The sequence below is a fragment of the Streptomyces sp. NPDC029138 genome, from assembly GCF_055564375.1.
Window position 1 is genome coordinate 1 of the sequence record NZ_JBVHWM010000018.1, and the last position, 26,730, is coordinate 26,730.

The following is a 26,730-nucleotide window of genomic DNA, read 5'->3' on the forward strand; positions in this document are numbered from 1 at the left end:
CCCCCCCCCCCCCCCCCCCCCCCCCCCCCCCCCCCCCCCCCCCCCCCCCCCCTCCACCCCCCCCCCCCCCCCCCCCCCCCCCCCCCCCCGCTCCTGGCTCGAACCGACGGGGCGTCAGACCTCCACGACCACAGGCAGGATCATCGGCCTGCGGCGATAGGTGTCCGAGACCCACTTGCCGAGGGTCCGGCGGATGAGCTGCTGGAGCTGGTGGGGCTCCACGACGCCGTCCTGGGCGGACCGCTCCAGGACCTCCGTGATCTTCGGCAGGACGTCGCCGAAGGCCGAGTCCTCGATACCGGAACCGCGGGCCTGGACGTGCGGACCGCCGGTGATCTTGCCGGTGGACGCGTCCACGACCACGAAGACCGAGATGATGCCCTCGTCGCCGAGGATCTTCCGGTCCTTCAGCGCCGGCTCGCCGACATCGCCGACCGACAGGCCGTCGACGTAGACGTAACCGGCCTGGACCTTGCCGGAGATCTTGGCCTTGCCCTCGACCAGGTCGACCGCCACGCCGTCCTCGGCGATGACGATCCGGTCGTGCGGGACGCCGGTCAGGGCGCCCAGCTCCGCGTTCGCCCTCAGGTGGCGCCATTCGCCGTGGACCGGCATCAGGTTCTTCGGGCGGCAGATGTTGTAGAAGTACAGCAGCTCGCCCGCGGACGCGTGGCCGGAAACGTGCACCTTGGCGTTGCCCTTGTGGACGACGTTGGCGCCCCAGCGGGTCAGACCGTTGATCACGCGGTACACCGCGTTCTCGTTCCCGGGGATCAGCGACGACGCGAGGATGACCGTGTCGCCCTCCACGATGCGGATCTGGTGGTCCCGGTTGGCCATGCGCGACAGGGCCGCCATCGGTTCGCCCTGGGAGCCCGTGCAGACGAGGACCACCTCGTGGTCGGGCAGGTCGTCCAGCGTCTTGACGTCGACCACCAGGCCGGGCGGGACCTTCAGATAGCCGAGGTCGCGGGCGATGCCCATGTTGCGGACCATGGAGCGGCCGACGAAGGCGACCCGGCGGCCGTACTCGTGGGCCGCGTCCAGAATCTGCTGGATGCGGTGGACATGGCTGGCGAAGCTCGCCACGATGATCCGCTTGCGGGCGCCGGCGAAGACCTGCCGCAGGACGCTGGAGATGTCGCGCTCGGGCGGGACGAAGCCCGGGACCTCAGCGTTCGTCGAGTCGGCGAGGAGGAGGTCGATGCCCTCCTCGCTCAGCCGCGCGAAGGCGTGCAGGTCGGTGAGGCGGTTGTCGAGCGGGAGCTGGTCCATCTTGAAGTCGCCGGTGTGCACCACCATGCCGGCGGGGGTGCGGATGGCGACGGCCAGGGCGTCCGGGATGGAGTGGTTGACGGCGATGAACTCGCAGTCGAAGGGGCCGATGCGCTCGCGGTTCCCCTCCGCCACCTCCAGGGTGTAAGGGCGGATCCGGTGCTCCTGGAGCTTGGCCTCGATCAGCGCGAGGGTCAGCTTGGAGCCGATCAGCGGGATGTCCGGCTTCTCGCGGAGCAGGAAGGGGACACCGCCGATGTGGTCCTCGTGGCCGTGCGTGAGGACGATGCCCTCGATGTCGTCGAGGCGGTCCCGGATGGACGAGAAGTCCGGCAGGATCAGGTCGATTCCGGGCTGCTCCTCCTCGGGGAAGAGCACTCCGCAGTCGACGATCAACAGGCGACCGCCGTACTCGAAGACCGTCATGTTTCGGCCGATCTCGCCGAGGCCGCCGAGCGGGGTGACCCGCAGGCCACCCTCGGGGAGCGGCGGCGGCGAGCCTAGTTCAGGATGCGGATGACTCAAAAGACTCTCCTCACCACGCGCGCCACGTACCGGTACGGCACGTGGCGCGCATGACGTTCGTGCGGAAGCAGTTGTCGTTGTGGATTGCAGGCACCGGTGGCCCGCGTCTTCTGTTGTTCTTCAGTTGTGAAGCCCCTGTGGTGCCAAGTCTGTTGTCAGAGCTGTACCCCGCCGGCGGCAAGATCGATCTTGAGCTGGGCGATCTCCTCGGGCGAACACTCGACCATGGGCGAACGCAGCGGTCCGGCGGGCAGGCCCTGGAGGGCGAGGGCGGCCTTGGTCGTCATGACGCCCTGGGTGCGGAACATGCCGGTGTAGACCGGGAGCAGCTTCTGGTGGATCTCCGTGGCCTTGACGACGTCACCGGAGGTGTACGCGTCCACCAGGGCGCGCAGGTCGGGGGTGACCACGTGGCCGACGACGGAGACGAAGCCGACCGCGCCCACGGAGAGCAGCGGGAGGTTGAGCATGTCGTCGCCGGAGTACCAGGCGAGGCCGGATCGGGCGATGGCCCAGCTGGCGCGGCCGAGGTCGCCCTTGGCGTCCTTGTTGGCGACGATCCGGGGGTGTTCGGCGAGCCGGACGAGGGTCTCGGTGTTGATCGGGACGCCGCTGCGGCCGGGGATGTCGTAGAGCATGACCGGCAGGCCGGTGGCGTCGGCGACGGTCGTGAAGTGCCGGTACAGGCCCTCCTGCGGGGGCTTGTTGTAGTACGGCGTGACGACCAGGAGGCCGTGGGCGCCGATGCGCTCGGCCTCGCGGGCCAGCTCGACGCTGTGGTGGGTGTCGTTGGTGCCGACTCCGGCGACGACGTGGGCGCGGTCGCCGACAGCCTCCAGGACGGCTCGTACGAGGTCCGATTTCTCCGCGTCACTGGTGGTGGGGGACTCGCCGGTGGTGCCGTTGATGATCAGGCCGTCGTTGCCTGCGTCCACCAGGTGGGCGGCGAGCCGCTGCGCGCCGTCGAGGTCGAGTGCGCCGTCCGCCGTGAAGGGCGTGACCATGGCGGTGAGGACCCGCCCGAAGGGGGTCTGCGGAGTCGAGGTCGGAGCCATGGGTAACACGCTACTCGGTGCTCGATGCGGGCTGTGCCCTTGGGGTGCCGGGAAAGTCAGGACAAACACGGAGCCCGGCACTGCCTGCTCGGGGGTTCAAGCAGTGCCGGGTCCGTTTGATCAGGCTAGATGAACTTCTCTAAATGCCGCAATACGGACACTTCGCGAGGCTGACCCGTACATCCGTTCCCGACAGGGGAACAAGGCTTCGTTACGGGGCCACACGCCCGTTCGCGTTGAAGGCGGCGTACGTCAGCGGCATGAGCTTCGCCCACTCCGCCTCCATCTTCTCGCCCACCATCTCGATCTCCCGCTGCGGGAAGGACGGCACCTTGGCCAGCTCGTGCTGGGTGCGCAGCCCGAGGAAGTGCATCAGGGAGCGCGCGTTGCAGGTGGCGTACATCGAGGAGTAGAGGCCGACGGGGAGGGCCGCGCGGGCCACCTCGCGGGCGACGCCCTCGGCGAGCAGCTTCTGGTAGGCCGCGTACGCCTGCTCGTACGAGTCCCGCAGGGCGCTGCTCACGGCCTCGTGCTGGGCCGGGGTGCCCTCGACGAAGACGTACTTGCCGGGGCGGCCCTGCTGGACGAGCTTGCGGTCGGGGCCGGGGACGTAGAAGACCGGCTGGAGCTCGCGGTAGCGGCCGGACTCCTCGTTGTACGACCAGCCGACCCGGTGCCGCATGAACTCGCGGAAGACGAAGATCGGGGCGCTGATGAAGAAGGTCATCGAGTTGTGCTCGAACGGGCTGCCGTGCCGGTCGCGCATCAGGTAGTTGATCAGGCCCTTGGAGCGCTCGGGGTCCTTCTTCAGCTCGTCCAGGGACTGCTCGCCGGCGGTGGAGACACGGGCGGCGAAGAGCACGTCGGCGTCCGAAGCGCTGGACTTCACCAGCTCGACGGTGACGTCACTGCGGAACATGAGCGACTCGGGGGTGGTCACGGGGGTCGGGGTCCTTCCCATCACTTCGGTGGTTGGCGACCACCTTACGGGGGCACCCGCCGGGGCCTGACACCACCTCGCCCCAAAAGACGCACCCGCGATTTTTGCGGACATGGGCACCTTTTGTGTCACTCGATCGTCTGTATCGGTGAGGTCTGCACATTCGATCACCAACCCTGAAAGGAGCGGCACCCACGATGTTCCTCCCCCAGCTTCCGCCGGGAGGTACCCCCAGCGAGCCCGTGCCCTTCGCCTTCGTGGCCGAGGCGGACAGGTTCCGCAGCAATGTCACTCCCCCGCCCCGTCGGCGGGCGTCCTTCGGCGAGCTGGCCGGGCGCTGGCTGCTGGGCCTCACGATCGTCGCCGGGCTCGTAGGTGCCCTGGTCCTGGGCATGCCGGCGCTCTCCACGCCGTCCGATACGCCGGCTCAGCAGTCCCAGGCGTCCCAGGGGCACTGAGCGCGGGCACTGCCCCTTCCGGACGCTCAAGGCTGGTGAGCGGGAACGGGGCCGGATAGCCTCACCGGCACAGCCCCCGTGAGGACCGAGTGAGGACCAGCCGTGCCCCTGCCCTTCCTGACGGCCGACCGCACCTTCGAGACGACGGCCGAGAGTGCGCTGCCGTACGACGACCCGGACCGCTGGCGGCGCCCCTATCGGCCCGGTCCCTGGCGTGTGGGCGTGGCAGCACTCGTGCTGCTGCTCGCCTCGTTCGTCCTGTTCGCCGCCGTGCTCACCGCCCTCACCGGCTCGCCGGCCGACGCCGGGGTGGTCCTCGGCGTGGGCCTGGCGATCGTCGTCAGCGCCCTGCGGCTGCTGCGCATGGGGGTGTGGGTCAGCGGGCGCGGACTGCGCCGGACCGGCTTCCTGGTGACGCGGACGGTGCCGTGGGCGCGCGTGGTCTCGGTGCGGACCGTCCAGCAGCCGGTGCGCTGGCTCGGGCTGCCGCGCGCGGTGCAGGGGCAGGCGCTGGCGCTCGTCCGCAAGGACCGGCGTCCGGAGGACACCCCGCCGCTGCTCACCACGCACGGTCTGGACTTCCTGGGCCGGCCGATGGCCTTCGACCGGGCGGCGGACGCGGTGGAGGCGTGGGCCGCGGAAAACCGCCGCGGCTGACCGGGACGGTCCCTGCCGGGGGGGCGCGCCCCCTGCGTGGTCAGGGCTGCACGGGGCGGCCTTCGTGCAGGGCGATGGCGCGTTGCATCGCCTTGCGGGCGCGCGGGGTGTCGCGGGCGTCGTGATAGGCGACGGCCAGACGGAACCAGCAGCGCCAGTCGTCGGGGGACGCCTCCGTCTCGGCCTTGCGCTTGGCGAACACCTCGTCGGCCGAGTCACGGTCGATCCGGCCGCTCGGCAGGCGCTTCAGCTCGTCCACCGGCAGGCCGCCCTCGGCGTCGAGTTCGGCGGCGAGCTGGTTGGCCCTGCGGACGAACTGGGTGTTCTTCCACAGGAACCACAGGCCGATGACCGGCAGGACCAGCACCGCCACGCCGAAGGTGACGGTGAGGACCGTGCCGGACTGGATGAGCATCACGCCACGGCTGCCGACCAGGACGAAATAGAAGACCAGGACGGCGGCCGTGACTAGGTAGGTGATCTTCGCGCGCATCGGAGGCGTCTGTCTCGGCTCGGTCGTCTCAGCTCAGGTCCAGGAAGTGCTCCAGGCCGAACGTGAGGCCGGGAGTGGTCACCACGCGGCGCGCGCCGAGCAGGATGCCCGGCATGAAGCTGCTGTGGTGCAGGGAGTCGTGGCGGACGGTGAGGGTCTCGCCCTCGCCGCCGAGCAGTACCTCCTGGTGGGCCAGCAGGCCGCGCAGGCGGACGGCGTGCACGGGGACACCGTCGACGCTGGCGCCCCGCGCGCCGTCCAGGGCCGTGACGGTGGCGTCCGGTGCCGGTGCCGTGCCGGCCGCCCGGCGGGCCTCGGCGATGAGCTGGGCCGTGCGCGTGGCCGTACCGCTCGGCGCGTCCACCTTGTTCGGGTGGTGCAGCTCGACCACCTCGACCGACTCGAAGTACGGCGCGGCGATCTGCGCGAACTTCATCGTCAGCACGGCCCCGATGGAGAAGTTAGGCGCGATGAGCACGCCGGTCTCCGGCGACTGGGCGAGCCAGCCCTTCAGCTGCGCGAGGCGGTCCTCGGTCCAGCCCGTCGTGCCGACGACGGCGTGGATGCCGTGGCGGACGCAGAAGTCCAGGTTGCCCATGACCGAGGCGGGAGTGGTCAGCTCGACGGCGACCTGGGCGCCGGTCTCCGCCAGCGTCTCCAGCTTGTCGCCGCGGCCGAGGGCGGCGACCAGCTCCATGTCCTCGGCGGCCTCGACCGCCTTGACCGCCTCGGACCCGATCCGGCCCTTCGCACCGAGGACCGCCACGCGCAGCTTGCTCATGTTCCTGCTTCCTAACCGGTGGTGTTTCAGGCGACCGCGTCGTGCAGCCGGGAGGCCTGCTTGTCCTTGAGGGGGCCGATGACCGACAGCGACGGGCGCTGTCCCAGGATGTCGCGGGCGACCGAGCGGACCTCGTCCGGGGTGACCGCCGCCATCTTCGCGAGCATGTCGTCCACGGACATCTGCTCGCCCCAGCACAGCTCACTCTTGCCGATACGGTTCATCAGCGCGCCGGTGTCCTCCAGGCCCAGGACCGTGGAGCCCCTCAGCTGGCCGATGGCGCGGGCGATCTCGTCGTCGGAGAGGCCGTTCTGCGCGACGTGGTCGAGTTCGTCGCGGCAGATCCGCAGGACGTCGTGCACCTGGCTGGGCCGGCAGCCGGCGTAGACGCCGAACAGGCCGCAGTCCGCGAAGGCGGAGGTGTACGAGTACACGCTGTAGGCCAGACCGCGCTTCTCCCGGACCTCCTGGAAGAGACGGGACGACATGCCGCCGCCGAGGGCGGTGTTGAGCACGCCCATGGCCCAGCGACGCTCGTCGGCGCGGGCGATGCCGGGCATGCCGAGGACGACATGGGCCTGCTCGGTCTTGCGGGCGAGCAGTTCGACCTGGCCAGAGGTGCGGATCGTACGGCGGCCCTCGCGCGGGGCGATGGGCTGCGCGTCCGGGTCGCGCAGGGCGCCCGCCTTCTCGAAGGCCGCGCGGACCTGTCGTACGACCTTGTTGTGGTCGATGTTGCCGGCGCACGCGACCACGAGGTGGGTCGGGTCGTAGTGCTTCCGGTAGAAACGGCGGATGCGGTCGGCGGTGAGGGCGTTGACCGTGTCCACGGTGCCGAGGACCGGGCGGCCGAGCGCGTTGTCGCCGAACATGGTGTGCGCGAACAGGTCGTGCACACAGTCGCCCGGGTCGTCCTCGGTCATGGCGATCTCTTCGAGGATCGCGCCGCGCTCGACGTCGACGTCCTCCTCGCGAATCAGCGAGCCGGTCAGCATGTCGCAGACGACGTCGATGGCGAGGGGCAGGTCGGTGTCGAGCACGCGCGCGTAGTAGCACGTGTACTCCTTGGCCGTGAACGCGTTCATCTCGCCGCCGACCGCGTCGAGCGCGGAGGAGATGTCGAGCGCGCTGCGGCGGGTCGTGCCCTTGAAGAGCAGGTGCTCCAGGTAGTGCGTGGCGCCGTTGAGGGACGGGGTCTCGTCGCGGGAGCCGACGTGCGCCCAGATGCCGAAGGTCGCGGAGCGGACCGAGGGCAGGGTCTCGGTGACGACGCGCAGGCCTCCCGGGAGGGTGGTCCTGCGGACCGTACGGATGCCGTTCTGCCCCTTGATCAGGGTTTGGGTACGGGCGACGGCCCGCGCCTCCGAAGAGGAGCGGGCCGTCACCTTGGAGCTACGGGACGTCACTGCTCGGCGTCGTCCTTCGCGGTCTCGTCGCCTTCTTCGCCCTCGATCACCGGAACGAGGGAGAGCTTGCCGCGGGAGTCGATCTCGGCGATCTCGACCTGGACCTTCTGGCCCACGCCGAGCACGTCCTCGACGTTCTCCACGCGCTTGCCGCCGGCGAGCTTGCGGATCTGCGAGATGTGCAGCAGACCGTCCTTGCCGGGCAGCAGGGAGACGAACGCACCGAAGGTGGTCGTCTTGACGACCGTACCCAGGTACCGCTCGCCGACCTCGGGCATCGTCGGGTTGGCGATGCCGTTGATCGTGGCGCGGGCGGCCTCGGCGGAGGGGCCGTCGGCGGCACCGATGTAGATCGTGCCGTCGTCCTCGATGGTGATCTCGGCGCCCGTGTCCTCCTGGATCTGGTTGATCATCTTGCCCTTGGGGCCGATGACCTCGCCGATCTTGTCGACCGGGATCTTGACGGTGATGATCCGCGGAGCGTGCGGGCTCATCTCGTCGGGCCGGTCGATGGCCTCCATCATCACGTCGAGGATGTGGAGACGCGCGTCGCGGGCCTGCTTGAGGGCCGCGGCCAGGACGGAGGCCGGGATGCCGTCCAGCTTGGTGTCGAGCTGGAGGGCGGTCACGAACTCCTTGGTGCCGGCGACCTTGAAGTCCATGTCACCGAAGGCGTCCTCCGCACCGAGGATGTCGGTGAGGGTGACGTAGTGCGTCTCGCCGTCGATCTCCTGGGAGATCAGGCCCATGGCGATACCGGCGACCGGGGCCTTCAGCGGCACACCGGCGTTCAGCAGCGACATGGTGGAGGCGCAGACCGAGCCCATGGACGTCGAGCCGTTGGAGCTCAGCGCCTCGGAGACCTGGCGGATCGCGTAGGGGAACTCCTCGCGCGTCGGCAGCACCGGCACGAGCGCGCGCTCGGCGAGGGCGCCGTGGCCGATCTCGCGGCGCTTGGGGGAGCCGACGCGGCCGGTCTCACCTGTGGAGTACGGCGGGAAGTTGTAGTTGTGCATGTAGCGCTTGCGGGTCACCGGGGAGAGGGTGTCCAGCTGCTGCTCCATGCGGAGCATGTTGAGGGTGGTGACGCCCAGGATCTGGGTCTCGCCACGCTCGAACACCGCGGAGCCGTGCACCCGCGGGATGGCCTCGACCTCGGCGGCCAGGGTGCGGATGTCGGTGACACCGCGGCCGTCGATGCGCTTCTTCTCCTTGATCACGCGCTCGCGGACCAGCTGCTTGGTGAGCGAGCGGTACGCGGCGGAGATCTCCTTCTCGCGGCCCTCGAACTCCGGCAGGAGCTTCTCGGCGGCCAGACCTTTGACGCGGTCCAGCTCGGCCTCGCGCTCCTGCTTGCCGGCGATGGTGAGCGCCTGGGCCAGCTCGGGGCGGACGGCCGCGGTCAGGGCCTCGAACACGTCGTCCTGGTAGTCCAGGAAGATCGGGAACTCGGCGGTCGGCTTGGCGGCCTTGGCGGCGAGGTCGGCCTGCGCGCGGCACAGGACCTTGATGAAGGGCTTGGCGGCCTCCAGACCGGCGGCGACGACCTCCTCGGTCGGCGCCTCGGCGCCACCCTCGACCAGCTTGATGGTCTTCTCGGTGGCCTCGGCCTCGACCATCATGATCGCGACGTCGCCGTCCTCCAGGACGCGACCGGCGACCACCATGTCGAAGACGGCGTCCTCGAGCTCGGTGTGCGTCGGGAACGCGACCCACTGGCCGCGGATCAGCGCGACGCGGACGCCGCCGATCGGGCCGGAGAAGGGCAGACCGGCCAGCTGCGTGGACGCGGACGCGGCGTTGATCGCCACGACGTCGTACAGGTGGTCGGGGTTGAGGGCCATGATCGTGGCGACGACCTGGATCTCGTTGCGCAGGCCCTTCTTGAAGGACGGGCGCAGCGGACGGTCGATGAGGCGGCAGGTGAGGATGGCGTCCTCGGACGGCCGGCCCTCACGGCGGAAGAAGCTGCCGGGGATCTTGCCGGCGGCGTACATCCGCTCCTCGACGTCCACCGTCAGCGGGAAGAAGTCGAGCTGGTCCTTGGGGTTCTTGGAGGCGGTGGTGGCCGACAGCACCATGGTGTCGTCGTCCAGGTACGCCACGGCGGACCCGGCGGCCTGCTTGGCCAGGCGGCCGGTCTCGAAGCGGATGGTGCGGGTGCCGAAGGGACCGTTGTCGATGACGGCCTCGGCGTAGTGGGTCTCGTTCTCCACTAGCGTTTTCTCCGTTACTTATCGTCTTTCGTCCCTTGGCTGCCCGTGTGGCAGGGGGACGGTGGCGGAGAAGCGCTCCGTGCGGTGCGGGCCGGTCTTCGATCGAAGCACCCGGGGCTCGCTTCCCCCCGGGGGCCACTACCGAGGACCGGCGGCGGCTAGGTGCGCTCCTCCTCGTTCTGTGCCGTACGTCGTGGTGCTGTGTCGTACGTCGTTCCGTGTCGTGCGTATTGCGTTGTGCTACCACACTACAAAGCGTGAGTGACACTCCGCACGTCTCCGCACTCCTTCACACGCCTCCGCACGTACGACGGAGGGTTCCGTGTGCGCGGCGGGGCCCCGCATACGGCAAAGGGAGCGGCCCCCGAGTCCTTTCGGGAACCGCTCCCCTCACGGCGTCTTACCTGGCGCCCGCCGCACCGCGGCGGATGCCGAGGCGGTCGACCAGCGTACGGAAGCGCTGGATGTCCTTCTTCGCCAGGTACTGGAGAAGGCGGCGACGCTGACCGACGAGGATCAGCAGGCCACGACGGGAGTGGTGGTCGTGCTTGTGGGTCTTGAGGTGCTCCGTCAGGTCGGAGATCCGACGGGAGAGCAGAGCGACCTGGACCTCGGGGGAGCCGGTGTCACCCTCCTTGGTACCGAACTCGCCGATGATCTGCTTCTTCGTAGCGGCGTCGAGCGACACGCGTACTCCTCATAGTCTGTTGAGTGCCACCGAGTGCCCCCGGTCTACGTCTCGGGGGAGCTTCCGTTACTCGGGAGGCGGGGATCCGCTGGGCGCGGCCTCCAGAACGAGCACGGAGCGGTTCCGGGGGTGCGTACACAAACGGCCGTCACTCAGGGTACCAGGCGATGGCGGGCACCTTACGCCCGGTCGGCGAACCGTCCTGGTGGGGCGGCGTCGGCCACTAGGGTGAGCGCCGGGACCGTACCTACCTCGGGAAGGGGTCGCTGCACGATGGCGGAAACGGAAGCGGAGATCAAGGCGCGCAAGGAGCGGGAGCGGGACGAGCTGTACGCCCTCGACATCTCGGGCGTCGAGTGGCACAGCGCGCCGGGCACGGAGGAGCACGAGGAGCGGGTCGAGATCGCGTACCTGCCCGGTGGGGCGGTGGCGATGCGGTCCTCCCTGGACCCGGACACGGTACTGCGCTACACCGAGGCGGAGTGGCGGGCGTTCGTGCTGGGGGCTCGGGACGGGGAGTTCGATCTTAAGCCGATGGCTCATAACGGGGGGTTGGACGTGTAGTGAGCCGCGTATGAGCACGCGCATGAGAAAGGGCGGCACGCACGCGTGCCGCCCTTTTTGCCGTCCTGGCTCCTCACTGTTCATGACCTGCCGTCGGGCTCCTAGCTGGTCATCGCCCGCGCCCGCGCGTACACGTCGAACACGGCCAGTGCCAGCGGGATCAGCGTGAGCAGGACGAAGCTCTCGGCGATCTCCAGGAAACGCCCCCAGAAGGGGGTGACACCGCGCCGGGGGGTGATCAGGGCGATCGCGGTGACCAGGGCGGTGGCGGCGGCAACGGCGGCGGCGAGCCAGACGCTGCGGATGTCGAGGGCCGCGGTGTCGCCCCGGAAGGCGTCGATCAGGTAGTCCCGCGGCGGGTTCAGGGCCAGCCCCAGGCCGAGGAAGACGATGGCGGCGAGGCCCGCGGCCAGGGTGGCGCCGACCTGCGCGGTGTAACGGAACAGGTGCGCCCGCATGAGCATCGCCACGCCGGTCGCGAGGGCCAGCAGCTGGGCCCAGATGTCGCTGGAGAAACCGAGCACGATCGACGCGCCCACCGCGACGAGAGCGCAGCCGCCGACGAGGCCGACGAGGAGTTCGTGGCCGCGCCGGGCCTGGGCGGCCACGCGCTCGGCGTCCACGGGCTCCTGGGGGGCGGGCTCGCCGGTGTCGTAGCCGCCACGCGAGGGGTTGGGCGGTTCGAAGCCGATGGGCAGCCGCGCGAACCGCATGGACAGGCCGGGGAGGAAGGCCAGCGCCACGACGGACAGCGGGGCGCAGACGGCGGCCGTCTCGATGGGCTTCAGCTCGGTGAGGATCGCGATGAAGGTCGTGACCAGGCCGATGGCGGAGGCGAAGACGAAGGCGACGAAGGGTCCGTCGCCGCCCGGCGACACCAGGGTGAGCACCAGGGAGGCGACCAGGACGGTCGTGCAGGCGAGCAGGAACTGAAGTCGCCCGATGCCCTCACCGGCGGAGAGGGACAGCAGCCCCGAACCGGCCACGGCGACGTTCGGCAGGGCACCGAGTCCCAGCGCGACGGCGGAGCCCCGGTCGTCGTACACACGCGCGCGTACGCACGCGATCGTGACGAGCAGGATGCCGCAGACGCCCGCGATGATGCCTTGCAGGCTGTGCATGTCGTGCCGGACCTGGGAGCTCCAGGCCACGAACGCGAGCAGCGCGGGCAGGATGCCGCCCGCGACGAGACCAGCGGCACGGGTGAGGTCGCCGCTCCACAGGGTGCGGTCCTGCGTGACGGCGGCGGCGACCGCCTCGGAGACGTCGTCGAGGACGGCCGGCGGCAGCGACTCGGCGAACGGCCGCAAGGTGAGCAGTTCGCCGTCGAGGATGCGCTGGGCCGTGAAGGACCGGGCGCCGTCCAGGACGGTGCCGTCACGCCGTACGAGGTGGTATCCGACCGGTGCGCCCTCGGCGGGGCTCTGCTGGGACAGGCGCAGGATCTCCGGGTAGAGGTCGGCGACCGGTACGTCGTCGGGCAGCGCGACGTCGATGCGGCTGTCGGGCGCCACGATGGTGACGCGGCAGAAGCCGAATCCCATGCCCGCCCCGGAAGGGGCTCCGGTGCCCGGTCCACCGGTCGCGCCGGCCGGCGCGGAGGCCGTCATGCTCACCTGCTGTTCCCCCTCGTCGGTGGTGGGGCGGCCTACGGTGCCACCGCGCACCTTCCGCCCGTAAAGATGCTGTGTAGGTTGTGCGACGCCCTCCCGCTCCACCGGCCGACCGAGCGGTTACGGCCGGGATGTGCGGGCGGCGCTTGCTTCGAACAGGTGCGGAATGCCCGGGTTTTCCCGGAACGATTCGCAACTGCTCACGCGCTTCACCGGCACCCTACCGCCCGCCGTTGTCAGTGGTTGTCAGTAGGATCGCGGTTCGCGATCGACGTCCGCCTGACACGGGGCGGCGGATGAAACATCTCGGTCCGGCAAGGGAATTGGTGCGTAGTGAGCCACATCGTCGTCAAGCGCCCACCGCGGGCACTGCCGAAGGAAGTGCCCACGGACGAGGTCGTGCTGCAAGCTCCGCCGGAACTGCCGCGCGGCCAGCAGGAAGGCGCACTGATGCAGCTCCTGCCCATGCTGGGCATGGGCGGATCCGTGGTGTTCTTCTTCAACCCGCAGGCCCAGCCCTTCATGAAGATCATGGGCCTGGTGATGGTGGCCTCGACGATCGCCATGGGCATCTCGATGCTCGTCCGCTACCGCCGCGGCAATCAGGGTCAGATGGCCGATCTGCGCCGTGACTACCTCCGTTATCTGTCGCAGACCCGGCGCGCCGCCATGGAGACCGCGAAGGCCCAGCGCGACACCCAGTACTACCTGCACCCTTCGCCGGAGCAACTGTGGGCTCTTGTCGCCGAGGGCAGCCGGGTGTGGGAGCGGCGCACCGCCGACGAGGACTTCGGGCAGGTCCGCGTGGGCCTCGGCCCGCAGGCCCTGGCCACGCCCCTGATCCCGCCCCAGACCGCCCCGGTCGACGAGCTGGAGCCGCTGACCGCCGGCGCCATGCAGCGCTTCCTGGCGACGCACAGCACCCTCGACGACCTGCCGATGGCGGTCTCGCTGCGCGCCTTCTACCACGTGACGATCAGCGGCGAGCCGGGCACCGTGCGCGGCACCGCCCGTGCCGTCACCGCCTCCCTCGCCTCGCTGCACTCCCCCGAGGACCTGGTCATCGCCGTCTTCACCGCCCGTGAGTCGGCGCCCGAGTGGGAGTGGGCCAAGTGGCTGCCGCACGTGCAGGCCCCGGGCATCACCGACGGCGCCGGCAGCCTGCGCCTGATCAGCACCGACCCGGTGGAGCTGGAGGACCGGCTCGCTTCCCGCCTCGAAGGGCGCCCGCGCTTCCACCCCTCCGGGCCGCCGGTTCCCGAACAGCCGCAGCTGGTGGTGGTGCTCGACGGCATCTCCTTGCCGCCCACCTCCTTGCTGGCCAACCCCGAGGGCCTCCAGGGTGTGACGGTCCTGGAGGTCGTACCGGGCGACCTCACCATCGGGCGTGGCGACCTCTCGGTCGTCGTACAGCCGAAGGAACTGCGCCTGGAGTCCGCCCACGGCATGGTCTACGAGGGGACGCCGGACGTCCTTTCGTACGAGGCGGCGGAGGCCCTGGCCCGTCAACTGGCGCCGCTGCGTGTGGCATCGGGCGGCGACGACGACGAACCGCTGCTGGCGAACCTGGAGTTCACGGACCTGCTGAACCTGGGCGACGCCGCCTCGGTCGACCCCAAGCGGACCTGGCGGCCCCGTTCGCAGTCGGAGCGGCTGCGCGTGCCGATCGGCGTCGGCGAGGACGGCCGGCCCGTGATGCTCGACCTCAAGGAAGCCGCGCAGGAGGGCATGGGTCCGCACGGCCTGTGCGTCGGTGCGACCGGTTCCGGCAAGTCCGAGCTGCTGCGCACCCTGGTCCTCGGCCTCGCCGTGACCCACTCCTCCGAGACGCTGAACTTCGTCCTCGCCGACTTCAAGGGCGGTGCCACGTTCGCGGGCATGGCCCAGCTGCCCCACGTGGCGGCCGTGATCACCAACCTGGCGGACGACCTCACCCTCGTCGACCGTATGGGCGACTCGATCCGCGGTGAGCTGAACCGCCGCCAGGAGATGCTCCGCGACGCGGGCAACTACGCCAACATCCACGACTACGAGAAGGCGCGCGCGGCGGGCGCCCCGTTGCAGCCGATCCCGTCCCTCGTCCTGGTGATCGACGAGTTCAGCGAACTGCTGACCGCCAAGCCGGACTTCATCGAGATGTTCGTGCAGATCGGCCGCATCGGCCGTTCGCTGGGCGTGCACCTGCTGCTGGCCTCGCAGCGTCTGGAGGAGGGCCGCCTGAGGGGCCTGGAGACGTATCTCTCCTACCGGATCGGTCTGCGGACGTTCTCGGCGGCCGAGTCCCGCGCCGCGCTCGGCGTACCGGACGCCTACGAGCTGCCGAACGTGCCGGGTTCCGGTTTCCTGAAGTTCGGCACGGACGAGATGGTGCGCTTCAAGGCCGCGTACGTCTCCGGGGTGTACCGCACCAGCTCCCAGCAGGCCGCGGCGCTCGGCGGCCCGCTGCCCGTCGACCGCAGGCCGGTCCTCTTCACGGCGGCCGAGGTCCCGGTGCAGTACGCGCCGATCCCGCAGCAGCGGCAGGAGGAGACGACCGACAAGCGGCAGGACGACGCGCTCGCCGACACCGTCCTCGACGTGATCGTGCGGCGCCTGGAGGCGCAGGGCCCGGCCGCCCACCAGGTGTGGCTGCCCCCGCTGGACAGCCCGCCGTCGCTCGACGCGCTGCTGCCGGGGCTCGCACCGGTGCCGGGTCGCGGCATGACCCAGCCGGGTTACGAGGGCGCGGGCCGGCTCGTCATCCCGGCCGGCCTGATCGACAAGCCGTACGAGCAGCGGCGCGACCCGCTGTGGCTGGACTTCGGTGGCGCGGCCGGCCATATGCAGATCATCGGCGGCCCCCAGTCCGGCAAGTCGACGCTGCTGCGCTCGATCATCGCGTCGTTCGCGCTGACCCACACCCCGTGGGAAGTTCAGTTCTACGGCCTGGACTTCGGCGGTGGCGGTATGGCCTCGGTGGCCGGCCTGCCGCATGTGGGTGGTGTCGCGTCCCGTCTGGACCCGGAGAAGGTCCGGCGCACGGCGGCCGAGGTGTACGGCGTCATGACCCGGCGCGAGGAGTACTTCCGTTCGGCGGGCATCTCCTCCATCGCGGAGTTCCGCACCCGCCGCGCGCGCGGGGACATCTCGGTGACCGACCAGCCCTGGGGTGATGTGTTCCTGGTCATCGACGGCTGGGGCAACTTCCGCACGGACTACGAGGCGCTGGAGCCGCTGGTGCTGGACATCGCCGCGCGCGGCCTGGGCTACGGCATCCACCTCGTCCTCACCGCCTCGCGCTCGATGGAGGTCCGCGCGAACCTCAAGGACCACCTGATGAACCGCCTCGAGCTGCGGCTGGGCGACCCCATGGACTCCGAGATCGACCGCAAGGTCGCGGCGAACGTCCCCACCGGCGTGCCGGGACGCGGTCAGACCCCGCAGAAGCAGCACTTCATGGCGGCGGTTCCGCGCATCGACGGGCTCTCGTCCGACACGGACCTCGCGGAGGCGACGACCGCCCTCGCGGCCGAGGTCACTCGCCACTGGCAGGAGCCGGGAGCGCCGGAAGTGCGCCTGCTGCCCCGCGAGTTCCCGGCGACGCAGCTTCCGCCGGGCGACCGTTTCCCGAACCGCGGCATCTCCTTCGCCCTCGACGAGGACAACCTGGAGCCGGTGTTCGTGGACTTCGAACAGGACCCGTTCTTCCTGGTGTTCGGGGAGAGCGAGTCCGGCAAGTCGAACCTGCTCAAGCTGCTGATCAAGCGCCTGACCGAGCGCTACGACGGCAACACCTGCAAGCTCTTCGTCGTCGACAACCGCCGCTCACTGCTCGGGGTGACCCCGAAGTCGCACCTGGCCGAGTACATCCCCATGTCGAACCAGATGCAGCACCACATGGACGCACTGGCCGACCTGATGCAGCGCCGCACCCCGACCGCCGACGTGACCCCGGAGCAGCTGCGCAACCGCAGCTGGTGGCGGGGCCCCACGGTGTACGTCATCATCGACGACTACGACCTCGTGTCCACGTCGAGCGGCAACCCGCTGGCGGGCCTGACGGAACTGCTGCCGTTCGCCCGGGACGTCGGCGTCCGCTTCATCATCGCGCGCTCCACGGCGGGCGCCGGCCGCGCCGGCTACGAGTCCTTCATGCAGCGCATCAAGGAACTCGGCGCTCAGGGCGTGGTCCTCGCGGGCGACCCGGCCGAAGGCGACCTGCTGGGCGGCGTCCGACCACGGCCGATGCCGGCGGGGCGGGGGGTCTTCGTGTCTCGGAAGCGGGGGAAGCCGATGGTGCAGATCGGGCTGGTGTCGGACGCAACGAACTGACAATGATCGGCACCGCCGATTGGGACGCAATTCCTGTATGTAGTCGGGATTGCCACTCCATCCGTTCCTACGTATTGCTACCTTGACCGGACGTAGACAATCCGTATCGGACAGCGATCATTGCGCAGACGCTGCACGGGGAAATGGATCATCCATGGCATGGGATGAATGGGACCAGCTCAAGGCGGAGGCGCTGACGCGCCAGCAGGATGAGACGACGCACATGCAGCTCAACCAGCTGCCGTCCGATCTTGTTGGCGGCTCGGCAAGGATCCCCAGCCAGACCGGTGACCTCAAGGTCACTCAGCACGACCTGACGAAGATCGGCAGCCAGGCCCACGCTCTGTACAACCAGCTCTGGGACAAGGCCCGGCTGTCGAACACCAGCGTGGACTCGGCGGCGAGCGACCTGACGAAGCAGGGCTTCGCCCTCGGCGCGGGGCTCCAGCACGTGTCGAACAAGTGGGAAACACAGCTGAACTCGCTGTTGGACGCGTGCGCCCAGATCTCCAACCACATGCAGGTCACAAAGAAGATCCACACAGGCGACGATGCCTACATCCAGCGGCAGATGAGCAGCATCGACACCCTGGACGCCGGCTTCGACGAGCATGTCGGGCGTCCGGGGGACCACAACCCGGTCTACGGCTCGTCAGGTTCGCCGAAGAAGAAATGATCTCGACGCATAACGGGGACGCCGACTCATGGATCTTGACGCTCTGCGCTTCGCCAACTTCAAGTTGCTCGACGACGCCGTCGAGGACTGGGGACATATCGTCCGGAATCTGAAGGATCTGGCGGAGGACGCCGAGAAGGGTCTGCACCAGGCCGCGAACAAGGCCGATTGGGCCGGCGAGAACAGCCAGGTCACCAAGGAATTCATCGGAAAGACGGCCGGTGAGTTCCAGGACGCCCACAGCCAGGCGCAGACCATCCACTACATCCTGAGTGACACCGCCGGAGAGCTGAAGGGTTACCAGAAGCAGCTCAGCGCGGCGATCGAGCGAGGGCTGTCCCCGCCTCCGGTGAATCGGCACAGATGGATCACGCAGACGTGTCCCGCTTCCTGATCGCCGTCGGACAGAATCCTGAGGGCTACTCCGCAGTGGAGGTCGGTCAGAAGGCCTACATGGCGAATCTCATGGACTACCACCTGAATCCGGACCTGCCGGCGGACCACCGGTACCACGCAAGCGTGGAGAACACCGTCAAGCAGATCTCCCGGACGTCGGCGGAGATCGGCGGTTCTCTGGCCATCGGGCGCCAGGAGGCCATCTTGGGGCCCGCAAAGGAGAGGGATGACGCTTACAACCACGCTGTCTCTCAGTGGCAGAACGTCGCAAACGGTGTTGTGGGCACTGGTATCGGCGTGGGGACCAGTTTCTTCGCATCGCCACCAGTGGGCGCTGCGGTTGGTGGCACCGCCAGCACCATCAGCGGCGTCGTACTCGGTGAATTGTTCGACGGTGTAGAGGGGAGCGATCTGGAGGACAGTGGTCTCGACTCCGGTCGGCTCTGGGAGGATAGTCTCGAGCGGAACACTGCCCTGGCCCAGCGGGCCGCCGTCGAGGCGGCCAAGGCGCATCACTCCCCGTACGCCGACCAGGTCGGCGGATGGGCGCTGGATGCAACCAAGGACGGCTTCGATGACGCATCCACGAACGGGCGTCATATGGCCGACGACCTTCAAACGGAAATCCCCTAGCCAGGAATTCAACAATGCCGCGTACACGACCCCATTCCTCCATGGCCAGAATCGCCGTCGTCTTGGCCGCCGGTACGGCTCTGGCGGCCTGCTCGTCCGGAAGTTCGCAGGAGAAGCGGGATTACGCCATCCCCTCGTCACTGTGCGGAACTGCCATGTCTCCAGTAGCTCTCGAACCGCTTCTCCCGGCAGGGAGCAAGATCACATCCGTAAAGAGCGGCCCTTCCGGCTTCACCCGTTGCCGACTTGTGGTCGACAGGCAGGTTGCCGTCACCAGCATCATCGATCAACGGCAGTCAGGGACCAGGCTCATGAATGTCGCCTACAGCACCTATGGCATGCGATCCGATAAAATCAAGAAGAAAGAGCAGAATTACGTCATATCTGACTCGCTGGCAGTCGGGCACGTCTCATGCAGCAAACTACAGAAGGAAGGCCACGAGCTCTTCACCGTGATCCGGAAGGAGCATGGCACAGTCGGCGCGACCGCCATGGAGAAGGCCATCACCGAGTTCATCGATGCGGTGTCCACGTCCCGGCAGTGCACCGCATCCCACGCTTGAGCAAGGCGGACGTACTGTATGCCTCCTGCCCACGAGCGGGAGGCGCCACTTTCAGAAGACCGTCAGGGCGTCCACCGAGCTGTCGTGCATGAGAAAGAGCCGATTACCGGCGAGGGCACCCACCATCGGTGACATGGACCGAGTCTGCAGGGACCGCCGGCCCGCCCAAGTCCTGCCGGCCTCCACGGTTCCGACCGTCTCTCCGTCGGTGAGCCGACGGGCCTTGAGTGTCCTGCCGTTCAGGTAGACGGTCTCTGCGTCGGCGGTTGGGGAAACCCCGATGTCGTCGCGTTCGAGGTAGGCCCCCCGCGTCCACGCGGTGCGACCGCCGCTCGTCCGCACGGCGAGAACGCTCCCGTCGCCCGTCGCCATGAGCAACCTAGGTCGTCGTGGGTGAGGGAAGTCGGCATTTGGTTCTCGCACGTCAGTGACTGGGCTACGGCGGCAAGGCGGAGATGCCGCCGCGGGCCACGACGGATACGCCGGTGCCTCTTCTGCCAGTATGGACGCCGACTGGTGGCAGCCGGGGAGGGGAGCCGGCCGGGGTCGAGCAAGGGGTCGGCGCGCGTGGGCCGAGCGAACCCCGCGGTGACGGCCGGTCGGCCACTCCCCACTGAATCGCCTCTGGGTTCAAGTTGGGGTCGATGGGCCGGGTCACGGTACAGGTATCGCAGGACCAGCGAGCGCAGCGCGGGCGGCAGTTCCTCCCGCTCCGGCAAGATGAACCCGGTTGTCGCGTAGGCGAGTGTCGCGAGCGCTCGCACGTCACCCAGCGGGCGTGGTTATCCGCCCTCAGCCTGTTCGGGCGCCAGGCTGCCGGGGTCGATCCAGGGCAGTTCCTGGCGTGCGACGCCGTCGGACGCTTGCGGCCCGTACCGCGCAGAGGTAAATGATCTGGGGGCCGCCCGCGGCAATCAGCACGGCCGATGGACGGAGCCCCACATGGGTCAGGTTCTGCCCGGGCAGCACGGCGAGGTTCTCGGCCAGCGCCACGGCGATCGCCCGGACCGCCCGCTCGGGCAGCGGGCTGCTGCACGGAAGGGCGACGGGCACTGGAAGGGCGGGCAGGCAGGGACGCGCGTGCCACGCCTGCTCGCCGGGCCCGGCAGGCTCTACGGCCGGGAGCACCCAGGGCCCGATGAGATACCGGGACGCGTCGGCCTCAGCCATAAAGTGCTGCGAACTGATCCGCGCCACGTGGCTGCTGAGCAGTACGGTCCGGTCGCCGTCAGCGCTGCGGGGGATGAAGCGAGGTGCAGGGACGCGCGTGTCGGCGGCGCCGCCGAAGTCGAGCCGGGTGACGACCGTGTACCGGCCGATCTGCCGACTCCCCAGGTGGTTCCCCGGTCCTGGTGCCTGGCGCGCGCGATGCATGGTTCCCGCACGTCCCTCTGGCTTCTCCATCTGGATCGGCTCGACGGCTCGGGGACAACAACAGGGTGGACGCCTCCCGCGCGCGCCCACCCTGGAGTTGCTTCGTCGCTTCTGCGAGCGTCGGCCTAGCGGAAGTAGCTGGCCGCCTTCTTGTCGCCTTCCATGTACGTACCGCCGGACTGGGCGACGACGTGGCCGATGCCGGTCAGCGCCTGGTGGATGTCGTTCGCTTCCTTGTCCCAGCGGTTCAGCTTCTCGTGGAAGGTGTCCTGGGCCTGACCCTCCCAGTACTGGAGGCTGCTCACGACCAGCCGGCGCAGCTCCTGCAGGTCCTGCTCGAGCTGGCTCGCCTCGTTGCCGATCTTGGTCGCCGCGACGTCGAGCCCGTCATAAGTGACTGACAGGCCGTCAGCGTTGTTGGCCATACCTGTTACCTCGTCTCGCTGATGTGTATCGGGTGGATGCGCCGGGTGCCCGGCTGAAGTCCTGGGTGCCGCTCGGGTCAGTAGGAGCTGAGCGGAGACACGGTGGGAGCGCCGTCCCGCACGTCGATCTTGTTGACGGCCGCGCGGACCTCGTCTTCCTTGCTGTCCTTGATGTTGCGCGTCGCGGTCATCGCCTCGATGACGTCACCGAGGATGCCGCCGATGGCCTGGAGCGACTGGTTGATCTCGTACTGCTTCGAGTCGAAGGCGGCACGACCGATACCGTGCCACTGGCCCTCCAGGCCGTCGATCACGCCCTGCAGCCCGTGCACCCGCTTCCGGATGCCGTCGTACTTCTCCAGCATCTGCTTCTGCAGGTGGATTACTGCGGCATCTTCGAGCTTCTGCTTGTTCTCGGCCATCTCAGCCCTTTCTCTCTGTCTCGTTGGTCCAACTGTCTCGGCCCACTACCGCACAGTGCGGCGCGGCGGCGGGCGCGTACTGCACGCCCTATCCGAAGAGCACAGGGCTACAGACGGCTGACGACTTCACCTGGCGCGCCGCGCCCGCGCGACGGCCACGCCCCCACCGCCGATCACGACGACGGCGGCTACGGCGCCGAGCACGACCCAGAGGGCGGTGTTGTCGTTCGAGGACTCCGCGCTTGATCCTGCCGCCGAAGTCCCGCCGGTAGAACCCTTTTCGGGGGCTTGTGACGGGGTTGATGCGGAGGAGGAAGGGGCAGACGGGGACGGGGCGGAAGACGTGGAGGACGCCGCGGACTTGGCCAGCAGATCGCCGCCGTTCTCCGCCGCAAGCGGGTCCGCATTGGCCGGGCCCGCGTCGTAGTTCCGGTTCGCCAGAACGAGACGGGGCCGAATGAGCCCATAGCCGGCGTACTTGCTCGGGTCGTTCTTCGCCCAGGTACGGCCGGCGGTGTCGATCAGAGCACGGGTGACCTGGTTGACCGTCCAGTCAGGGTGTGCGGACCAGATCAGCGCGGCGGCGCCCGAGGCGATCGCGGCTGCCGAACTCGTACCGTTCACATCGTCGCAGTAAGAACGGAAGTTGGTGTCGCACCATCCCGGAAAGCCTTGGCCCGGGGCCGAGAGGTCCACGTAGTTACCGGACGACGAGAACTTCGACACCGTGAGGGACTTGTCGACCGATGCAATGCCGATCACGTATGGGAAGGCGGCTGGGTAGCCGATGTTGTCTCCCGACGTCCGACCCTCATTGCCGACCGCTGCGATCAGCAGTTTGCCCTTCGAGGCCGCGTACTTGATGGCTTCTTCCACCTCGGGGAAGGGCGCCGTATTACCGAACGACATGCTGATGATCTTCGCGTCGGTGTCAGCTGCCGCTCTGATCGCGTCCTCGGGTTCGGGAGTCTTTTTCTTCTCTTCCGCCCCACCCTTCAGATCATCGAGTTCTATCCGATACGGAACAATCTTCGCATCCGGGGCCAGGCCCTTCAGACTGCCACCGGCCCCCGTACCCGCGATCAACTCCGCCATGGTCGTCCCGTGACCGCTGTAGTCGACCGTCGAACGGTACGCCACCGACTTCGGGGTCTCACCGGTCAGAACCTGCCCCTTGAGCGACGGCGTGTCCGCGTTCACGCCCGTGTCAATGACAGCGATCTTGACACCCTTACCGGTGCTGACCTTCCACATCCGCTCGGCCTGCATCGGACCCAGGTACCACTGCTTCGCCTGGACATCGTCCGCGACAGCACCCGGAGCAAAGCCCACGGTCACGGCCACCAGGGCACCGACGGCCGCGCCCACAACACGCACTCGTCTACCGCTGCGCGTCCCGTGGAGCGTAGTCCGCTCGGCTCGTCGGCTGATCCCTGACTTCATCGTCTTCCGTATCCTCGCTCGCGGTCAGTTCGCCACCGGCGGCACATCGCGCCGGGGTTTCTCGGGCAGCTGTGTCTCTTCGTCCGCGTCCTCGGCGTTCTCCTTACGGCCGGCACCGCGCACGAGACCGGCACCACCCCGCGTCAAGCCGTTCCGCTCGGCACCCGCAGCCGAGTTCCGTCCGGTCGGCCTGCCCGTCACAGCCTCGGACGTGCCCGCGCCAGTGCGAGAGCTGGTCGAGCCGGCCGACTTCGCGCCGGGCCGCGCCGCAGACTCGGGGGCTCCGAAGACGCCGCGCTGACCGAGCCGACCGGTCGTGGACTGCGAGTTGGCCTGTGCCTCAGCCCCGATGACCGTGCCACGGGGAATCCGCGCCCCGCCCTTCGCCGGACCACCGGTGGCCGTGGGGCGCCCCCCGACGACTCCGTTGGAACGGCCGGCGCCGGTGGTCGGCGTGGCGTTCCCCCGGGGTGCCGCCGTGCCACCGGGCCGCGGCGTACCACCGGTGACCGCACGGCCCATCGGAGACGCAGTACTCCTGCCGGCGGGTTGTCCCGTCGACGTGGCACGCCCCATCTGGTTCATGGGTCCTTGTGCCGTGGCACGTCCAGGGCCCTGGGGGTTGGTCAGCCCGGCCGTGCCCGCACGCCCCTGAGCGAAGGGCGGGGTACGGTACCCAGCCGAACCACTCAGGCTTCGGCCCGACGTCGGATTGGGCAGCGGAACCCGGTAGCCGGCGCCACCCAGCGGGTCGGGCTGACCGCCGCTTGTCGGGGGCGTGCCCGTGACGGGCGGGGTGGGGCCGGTGGTATGCGTAGTCGTAGGCGGAGGCAGCGTGCCGGTGCTGTCGATGTTCGTACCGACGGGCGGCTCCTCAGGGAGCGGGACCGTGTGGTTGTTGTGCGTCGTCGGAACTTGGGGCGGGGTGGTGTCGCCGGTGACGTGGTGGGCGACATTGTCCGCCCCTACCGTAGTTGTGTGATGACCGACGGCGGGTGCCGAGCCAGTACCCGTATTCGAGCCCGTACTGGCTTTCGGACGGTCAGCCCCATACGAGCTGTCGGGCCGCGGATGAGGCACGCCCACGTCGGGCATCGACGTGAAGTTCGGCGTCTTGTCCTTTGCGGGCAGGGCCGCCAGAACCTCTTCCGAGACCGCGTAGTACGACGCCAACCGGTTCATCTGGTTGATCGCCTCTTGACGGTCCTTCTCCACCTGGACGGCGTGGTCGTACTCCGCTTTGTTGGCCGCCTTCTCGGCATCGGTGAACTTGTCGGGCCGCTTCGGGTTTGCCCTGGTGTCACGAGCCGGCATGCCACCACGCACGGCCGCGAGGCCCACGGCGGCGGCGGTGATCTGGTCGCCCGCCGCTCCGGCGAACTCGCTCAGGTGATGGGTGTTCGTGACGAGGTTGTCCCCCCAATCACGGAACTGCTGGCCCGACACTCCGACCCAATGCACCTTGTCGATGTGGGCCTTGAGGTCGTCAGCAGCCTTCTTGATGGCATCGCGAGCATCCCACAGGGCCTTGCCGGAAGACTCAAGGTCCTCCGGGTCGGTCTCCTCGACCAGATCGATCATCTTGTTCAGATCGAGGTCGCGCTTGTCGAAGTCCGTCCTGGCGGCGACAGCCCGCCCGAAAGGAGTCGCTTCGACCACCGAGCGCATCATGCCGTTGAGGAAGCCACCCAGCGGACCGTCCTCGATACCGCGGACGATGTCCGTCGCGGAGTTCTGCTGAGAGACGCGATGCAGATCGTCCTTGTGCTGCTTGTCCGTCATCGTCACGCCTTCGTCTCGGTACCGCTGCTGGCGTGCTGCTTACCGCCCGCGTTGGGCTCAAGCTTCTTGATCTCCGCTTGGATCGCCCAGAACCGTTGACGCTGCTCTTCTTCGAGATTGTCGAAGCCGTTGCGCGCACCATTGACCGCGATACCGATCGCCTCGATCTGCAGGTGCAAGGACTTGGACAGGGTCGTCAGTTCGTGATGGACCCTGGTGTACTGCTTGTACAGACCGTGCGCCTCAGGGAACTCGCTCTCTCCACCCGACGTCAGCGACGTGGCTCTGATCGTCTGGGCTCCGACCTTCGCCGGGTTGCCCGCGGACCCTTCGAGAGCGCTCAGCACCTCGTCCACTTGACCCACGAACTTGCCCAACGCCTCGCCACTGGCCTCCAGGTTCGCCGCCCTGGTCGCCGACACGCCCCCCACCATGTCTGACGGAAGCACGACGCTCCTCCCCGTTTCCCCGTACATCCATCGGCCCGCCCGAACCGGGGGCCGACCAACTGCTCGCCGTACGATCGCAAAGCAAGCCGCGTCTCACAACGCGTTTACCACTCTAGTCAACCCGTCCAACCGGTCCAACCGGTCTACGTATTGACTCAGTTACGACACCGGACCGGGTGGCACACTTTGCCCGATTTGCCATCGTGCGGCAGCGGCTGCCCCCGAGTCGATCTTCATCGAATTTCCACACCCCTCGATCACCGGAACAGCAGGGGCCCGGCGCCCGGCCGGCGGCGCGCGTCATCGGACATAATCGCGTTCCATGACCGTACTGATGCCTGTGCTCATGATCCTGGTCGTGGGAGGGATGTTCGCCCTCGTCATCACCATGATGGTGCGCGCCCAGCGGAACAGGGCTCGCGGCGTGCAGGAGCGAGCCGCGGCGATCGAGATGGCGCGGGAGCGCGGATACGGCTACCAGCAGGCCACGTACGGGCTGATCGACGGGCTCTGCGGCATGGCGCCGCTGCCCGTCAGGGGGCACAACCTGCGGGCGGAGCACTACGTCACCGGCGAGTTCCGGGGTCGCGGCTTCCGCTGCTTCGAGTATGTGACCGGCACCCTCAATGTCCACGACGGCCCGGGGCGGAACCAGCCCGTCTTCTGGACGGTGTTCGCGGTGGCCGCGCCGGGCCCCGGGCCGGAGCTGGTGGTGCGACGGCCGCAGGCGCTCGACGGGATGACGCAGCGTGGCCGTGTCGTGCAGCTCGGCGTGCCGGACTTCGACGAGGCGTTCCGGGTGATCACGGACGACGAGGCGTTCGCCCGCGACGCCCTGACGGGTGAGGTCGCGTCCTTCCTGGCCACGCAACCGCAGGCCGTGCAGGACGCCCCGATCCGGCTGCACGACGCGGAGCTGCTCACCTGGCGTCGCGGCCGGCTGAGCCCGCAGGACTTCGACGAGCGGCTCGACTACCTGTGCGACGTGCTGGACCGGATGCCGCCGCAGGTATGGTCGGCGGTCTGAGACCGCCGACCCCGGCGTCAGGCCGCCTCGTCCGCGCGTACCGAGCGGACGAACTGCTTGAAGTCGTCCAGCACCGCTGCCAGCTGTTCCGGCTTCGCCGTGAGCACCAGCTCGATCACGGCCCGCTGCGACGGACGGTCCATGTCCTCCAGGCCGAGGTAGACCTGGCTCTGCACCAGTTCGAGCGGTTCTCCGTGCAGGGTCGTCGACAGGCGCAGGTTCTGGACGACGCCCGGTGAATCGGTCAACCCCGGGATGTCGGGGGTGCCCACCTCTTCCTGCTTGGTGACCTCCACGGTGCCGGCCGACCCGAGCCGCCGTACCGATTCGTCGGCGATCTGCCGCATGGTGGCGCTGTCGTTGCGCATCCCGCCGGCGATGGTGATGTTCGCCGTGAAGCCGTCGATGGAGGCGGGGTGGAGCGCGACGAAGGCCGCGTTGGGCGCCCCCACCTCGTCCGGCGGCGCCGACCGCCAGCCGTCCGGCAACGAGAACGAGATCTTGACCGGCAACGTGCCCGTCATCGTGAACCCACTTCCTTGCTGAGCCTCATCGCAA

At 68.8% G+C, this 26,730-nt stretch carries 24 protein-coding genes and 1 pseudogene; 9 read left to right on the forward strand and 16 right to left on the reverse strand.

The genetic code is table 11. From position 1 onward, the window contains the following. Window positions 1-114: 114 nt before the first annotated feature. From ACZ4WH_RS17150 to thyX, 3 genes are all read right to left on the reverse strand, one after another. A complete protein-coding gene (locus ACZ4WH_RS17150; protein ID WP_468181123.1) occupies window positions 115-1,800 on the reverse strand; it encodes a ribonuclease J in 1,686 nt (561 codons plus the stop codon). Between the two features lie 155 nt (window positions 1,801-1,955). Continuing rightward, a complete protein-coding gene (dapA, locus tag ACZ4WH_RS17155; protein WP_468181125.1) occupies window positions 1,956-2,855 on the reverse strand; it encodes a 4-hydroxy-tetrahydrodipicolinate synthase in 900 nt (299 codons plus the stop codon). A gap of 211 nt (window positions 2,856-3,066) precedes the next feature. Further along, a complete protein-coding gene (thyX, locus tag ACZ4WH_RS17160) occupies window positions 3,067-3,816 on the reverse strand; it encodes an FAD-dependent thymidylate synthase (RefSeq protein ID WP_468181127.1) in 750 nt (249 codons plus the stop codon). Between the two features lie 176 nt (window positions 3,817-3,992). Between thyX and ACZ4WH_RS17165 the strand changes: the two genes are divergently transcribed. Further along, window positions 3,993-4,253 (forward strand): hypothetical protein, encoded by a 261-nt coding sequence (locus ACZ4WH_RS17165; protein WP_468181129.1) that lies wholly within the window; start codon window positions 3,993-3,995, stop codon window positions 4,251-4,253. Window positions 4,254-4,355: 102 nt separating this feature from the next. Beyond that, window positions 4,356-4,910 (forward strand): hypothetical protein, encoded by a 555-nt coding sequence (locus tag ACZ4WH_RS17170; RefSeq protein WP_468181131.1) that lies wholly within the window; start codon window positions 4,356-4,358, stop codon window positions 4,908-4,910. Between the two features lie 40 nt (window positions 4,911-4,950). Here ACZ4WH_RS17170 and ACZ4WH_RS17175 read toward each other — a convergent pair whose 3' ends face one another. The 5 genes from ACZ4WH_RS17175 to rpsO all read right to left on the reverse strand — a co-directional run bounded on the left by ACZ4WH_RS17175 (window position 4,951) and on the right by rpsO (window position 10,494). Next, window positions 4,951-5,403 (reverse strand): hypothetical protein, encoded by a 453-nt coding sequence (locus ACZ4WH_RS17175; RefSeq protein WP_468181132.1) that lies wholly within the window; start codon window positions 5,401-5,403, stop codon window positions 4,951-4,953. A 28-nt stretch (window positions 5,404-5,431) separates the two neighbouring features. Beyond that, the gene (gene dapB / locus ACZ4WH_RS17180; protein ID WP_053210870.1) at window positions 5,432-6,184 is read right to left on the reverse strand and encodes a 4-hydroxy-tetrahydrodipicolinate reductase; all 753 of its coding nucleotides are present in this window, start codon (window positions 6,182-6,184) and stop codon (window positions 5,432-5,434) included. 26 nt (window positions 6,185-6,210) lie between these two features. Next, a complete protein-coding gene (locus tag ACZ4WH_RS17185) occupies window positions 6,211-7,590 on the reverse strand; it encodes a M16 family metallopeptidase (RefSeq protein WP_468181134.1) in 1,380 nt (459 codons plus the stop codon). Next, window positions 7,587-9,806 (reverse strand): polyribonucleotide nucleotidyltransferase, encoded by a 2,220-nt coding sequence (locus tag ACZ4WH_RS17190; protein WP_365710880.1) that lies wholly within the window; start codon window positions 9,804-9,806, stop codon window positions 7,587-7,589. Before ACZ4WH_RS17190 ends, ACZ4WH_RS17185 begins: the two co-directional genes overlap by 4 nt. Before the next feature lie 400 nt (window positions 9,807-10,206). Beyond that, a complete protein-coding gene (gene rpsO, locus ACZ4WH_RS17195) occupies window positions 10,207-10,494 on the reverse strand; it encodes a 30S ribosomal protein S15 (protein WP_468181137.1) in 288 nt (95 codons plus the stop codon). A gap of 273 nt (window positions 10,495-10,767) precedes the next feature. Here rpsO and ACZ4WH_RS17200 point away from each other — a divergent pair, with 273 nt between their 5' ends. Continuing rightward, complete coding sequence (locus ACZ4WH_RS17200; RefSeq protein ID WP_468181139.1) at window positions 10,768-11,058, forward strand: DUF397 domain-containing protein; 291 nt, start codon at window positions 10,768-10,770, stop codon at window positions 11,056-11,058. Between the two features lie 101 nt (window positions 11,059-11,159). Here the strand turns inward: ACZ4WH_RS17200 and eccD are convergent, their stop codons facing one another. Continuing rightward, on the reverse strand, window positions 11,160-12,668 hold the full coding sequence (eccD, locus tag ACZ4WH_RS17205; protein WP_468181307.1) for a type VII secretion integral membrane protein EccD: 1,509 nt from the start codon (window positions 12,666-12,668) through the stop codon (window positions 11,160-11,162). A 336-nt stretch (window positions 12,669-13,004) separates the two neighbouring features. On the opposite strand from eccD, the gene eccCa reads away from it, so the two are divergent. From eccCa to ACZ4WH_RS17230, 5 genes and pseudogenes are all read left to right on the forward strand, one after another. Continuing rightward, window positions 13,005-16,982, forward strand: a complete 3,978-nt coding sequence (eccCa, locus tag ACZ4WH_RS17210) for a type VII secretion protein EccCa (protein ID WP_468181141.1) — start codon at window positions 13,005-13,007, stop codon at window positions 16,980-16,982. A gap of 154 nt (window positions 16,983-17,136) precedes the next feature. Further along, window positions 17,137-17,658: a hypothetical protein gene (locus ACZ4WH_RS17215; RefSeq protein WP_468181143.1), complete on the forward strand. Its 522-nt coding sequence runs from the start codon at window positions 17,137-17,139 to the stop codon at window positions 17,656-17,658. 28 nt (window positions 17,659-17,686) lie between these two features. Then, window positions 17,687-17,992, forward strand: a pseudogene (locus ACZ4WH_RS17220) (hypothetical protein); the annotation flags it as partial. A 44-nt stretch (window positions 17,993-18,036) separates the two neighbouring features. After that, window positions 18,037-18,687 carry a hypothetical protein gene (locus ACZ4WH_RS17225; protein WP_468181145.1) on the forward strand — a complete coding sequence of 217 codons (651 nt, stop codon included), beginning with the start codon at window positions 18,037-18,039 and terminating at the stop codon, window positions 18,685-18,687. A 41-nt stretch (window positions 18,688-18,728) separates the two neighbouring features. Next, on the forward strand, window positions 18,729-19,250 hold the full coding sequence (locus ACZ4WH_RS17230) for a hypothetical protein (RefSeq protein ID WP_468181147.1): 522 nt from the start codon (window positions 18,729-18,731) through the stop codon (window positions 19,248-19,250). 51 nt (window positions 19,251-19,301) lie between these two features. Here ACZ4WH_RS17230 and ACZ4WH_RS17235 read toward each other — a convergent pair whose 3' ends face one another. From ACZ4WH_RS17235 to ACZ4WH_RS17260, 6 genes are all read right to left on the reverse strand, one after another. Next, on the reverse strand, window positions 19,302-19,622 hold the full coding sequence (locus tag ACZ4WH_RS17235; protein WP_468181149.1) for a hypothetical protein: 321 nt from the start codon (window positions 19,620-19,622) through the stop codon (window positions 19,302-19,304). Between the two features lie 1,127 nt (window positions 19,623-20,749). Further along, the gene (locus ACZ4WH_RS17240) at window positions 20,750-21,049 is read right to left on the reverse strand and encodes a WXG100 family type VII secretion target (RefSeq protein WP_468181151.1); all 300 of its coding nucleotides are present in this window, start codon (window positions 21,047-21,049) and stop codon (window positions 20,750-20,752) included. A 77-nt stretch (window positions 21,050-21,126) separates the two neighbouring features. Continuing rightward, a complete protein-coding gene (locus ACZ4WH_RS17245; protein ID WP_030657588.1) occupies window positions 21,127-21,471 on the reverse strand; it encodes a WXG100 family type VII secretion target in 345 nt (114 codons plus the stop codon). Window positions 21,472-21,597: 126 nt separating this feature from the next. Next, window positions 21,598-22,848 (reverse strand): S8 family serine peptidase, encoded by a 1,251-nt coding sequence (locus tag ACZ4WH_RS17250; protein WP_468181154.1) that lies wholly within the window; start codon window positions 22,846-22,848, stop codon window positions 21,598-21,600. 90 nt (window positions 22,849-22,938) lie between these two features. Beyond that, window positions 22,939-24,696: a DUF5585 domain-containing protein gene (locus ACZ4WH_RS17255; protein WP_468181156.1), complete on the reverse strand. Its 1,758-nt coding sequence runs from the start codon at window positions 24,694-24,696 to the stop codon at window positions 22,939-22,941. Window positions 24,697-24,698: 2 nt separating this feature from the next. Then, window positions 24,699-25,118 (reverse strand): hypothetical protein, encoded by a 420-nt coding sequence (locus ACZ4WH_RS17260; RefSeq protein ID WP_468181158.1) that lies wholly within the window; start codon window positions 25,116-25,118, stop codon window positions 24,699-24,701. Window positions 25,119-25,467: 349 nt separating this feature from the next. On the opposite strand from ACZ4WH_RS17260, the gene ACZ4WH_RS17265 reads away from it, so the two are divergent. Continuing rightward, a complete protein-coding gene (locus ACZ4WH_RS17265; RefSeq protein WP_468181160.1) occupies window positions 25,468-26,172 on the forward strand; it encodes a hypothetical protein in 705 nt (234 codons plus the stop codon). A gap of 17 nt (window positions 26,173-26,189) precedes the next feature. Here the strand turns inward: ACZ4WH_RS17265 and ACZ4WH_RS17270 are convergent, their stop codons facing one another. Continuing rightward, the gene (locus tag ACZ4WH_RS17270) at window positions 26,190-26,696 is read right to left on the reverse strand and encodes a hypothetical protein (RefSeq protein WP_468181162.1); all 507 of its coding nucleotides are present in this window, start codon (window positions 26,694-26,696) and stop codon (window positions 26,190-26,192) included. Window positions 26,697-26,730: the final 34 nt, after the last annotated feature.

Bases quoted from the DNA above. Each gene is read 5' to 3' on its own strand.
- ACZ4WH_RS17270 (WP_468181162.1), bottom strand. From the start codon at position 26,696: ATGACGGGCACGTTGCCGGTCAAGATCTCGTTCTCGTTGCCGGACGGC.
- ACZ4WH_RS17230 (WP_468181147.1), top strand. From the start codon at position 18,729: ATGGCCAGAATCGCCGTCGTCTTGGCCGCCGGTACGGCTCTGGCGGCC.
- ACZ4WH_RS17265 (WP_468181160.1), top strand. From the start codon at position 25,468: ATGACCGTACTGATGCCTGTGCTCATGATCCTGGTCGTGGGAGGGATG.
- dapB (WP_053210870.1), bottom strand. From the start codon at position 6,184: ATGAGCAAGCTGCGCGTGGCGGTCCTCGGTGCGAAGGGCCGGATCGGG.
- ACZ4WH_RS17255 (WP_468181156.1), bottom strand. From the start codon at position 24,696: ATGACGGACAAGCAGCACAAGGACGATCTGCATCGCGTCTCTCAGCAG.
- dapA (WP_468181125.1), bottom strand. From the start codon at position 2,855: ATGGCTCCGACCTCGACTCCGCAGACCCCCTTCGGGCGGGTCCTCACC.
- ACZ4WH_RS17165 (WP_468181129.1), top strand. From the start codon at position 3,993: ATGTTCCTCCCCCAGCTTCCGCCGGGAGGTACCCCCAGCGAGCCCGTG.
- ACZ4WH_RS17175 (WP_468181132.1), bottom strand. From the start codon at position 5,403: ATGCGCGCGAAGATCACCTACCTAGTCACGGCCGCCGTCCTGGTCTTC.
- ACZ4WH_RS17215 (WP_468181143.1), top strand. From the start codon at position 17,137: ATGGCATGGGATGAATGGGACCAGCTCAAGGCGGAGGCGCTGACGCGC.
- ACZ4WH_RS17240 (WP_468181151.1), bottom strand. From the start codon at position 21,049: ATGGCCAACAACGCTGACGGCCTGTCAGTCACTTATGACGGGCTCGAC.
- ACZ4WH_RS17235 (WP_468181149.1), bottom strand. From the start codon at position 19,622: ATGGCGACGGGCGACGGGAGCGTTCTCGCCGTGCGGACGAGCGGCGGT.
- ACZ4WH_RS17245 (WP_030657588.1), bottom strand. From the start codon at position 21,471: ATGGCCGAGAACAAGCAGAAGCTCGAAGATGCCGCAGTAATCCACCTG.
- eccD (WP_468181307.1), bottom strand. From the start codon at position 12,668: ATGACGGCCTCCGCGCCGGCCGGCGCGACCGGTGGACCGGGCACCGGA.
- ACZ4WH_RS17200 (WP_468181139.1), top strand. From the start codon at position 10,768: ATGGCGGAAACGGAAGCGGAGATCAAGGCGCGCAAGGAGCGGGAGCGG.
- thyX (WP_468181127.1), bottom strand. From the start codon at position 3,816: ATGGGAAGGACCCCGACCCCCGTGACCACCCCCGAGTCGCTCATGTTC.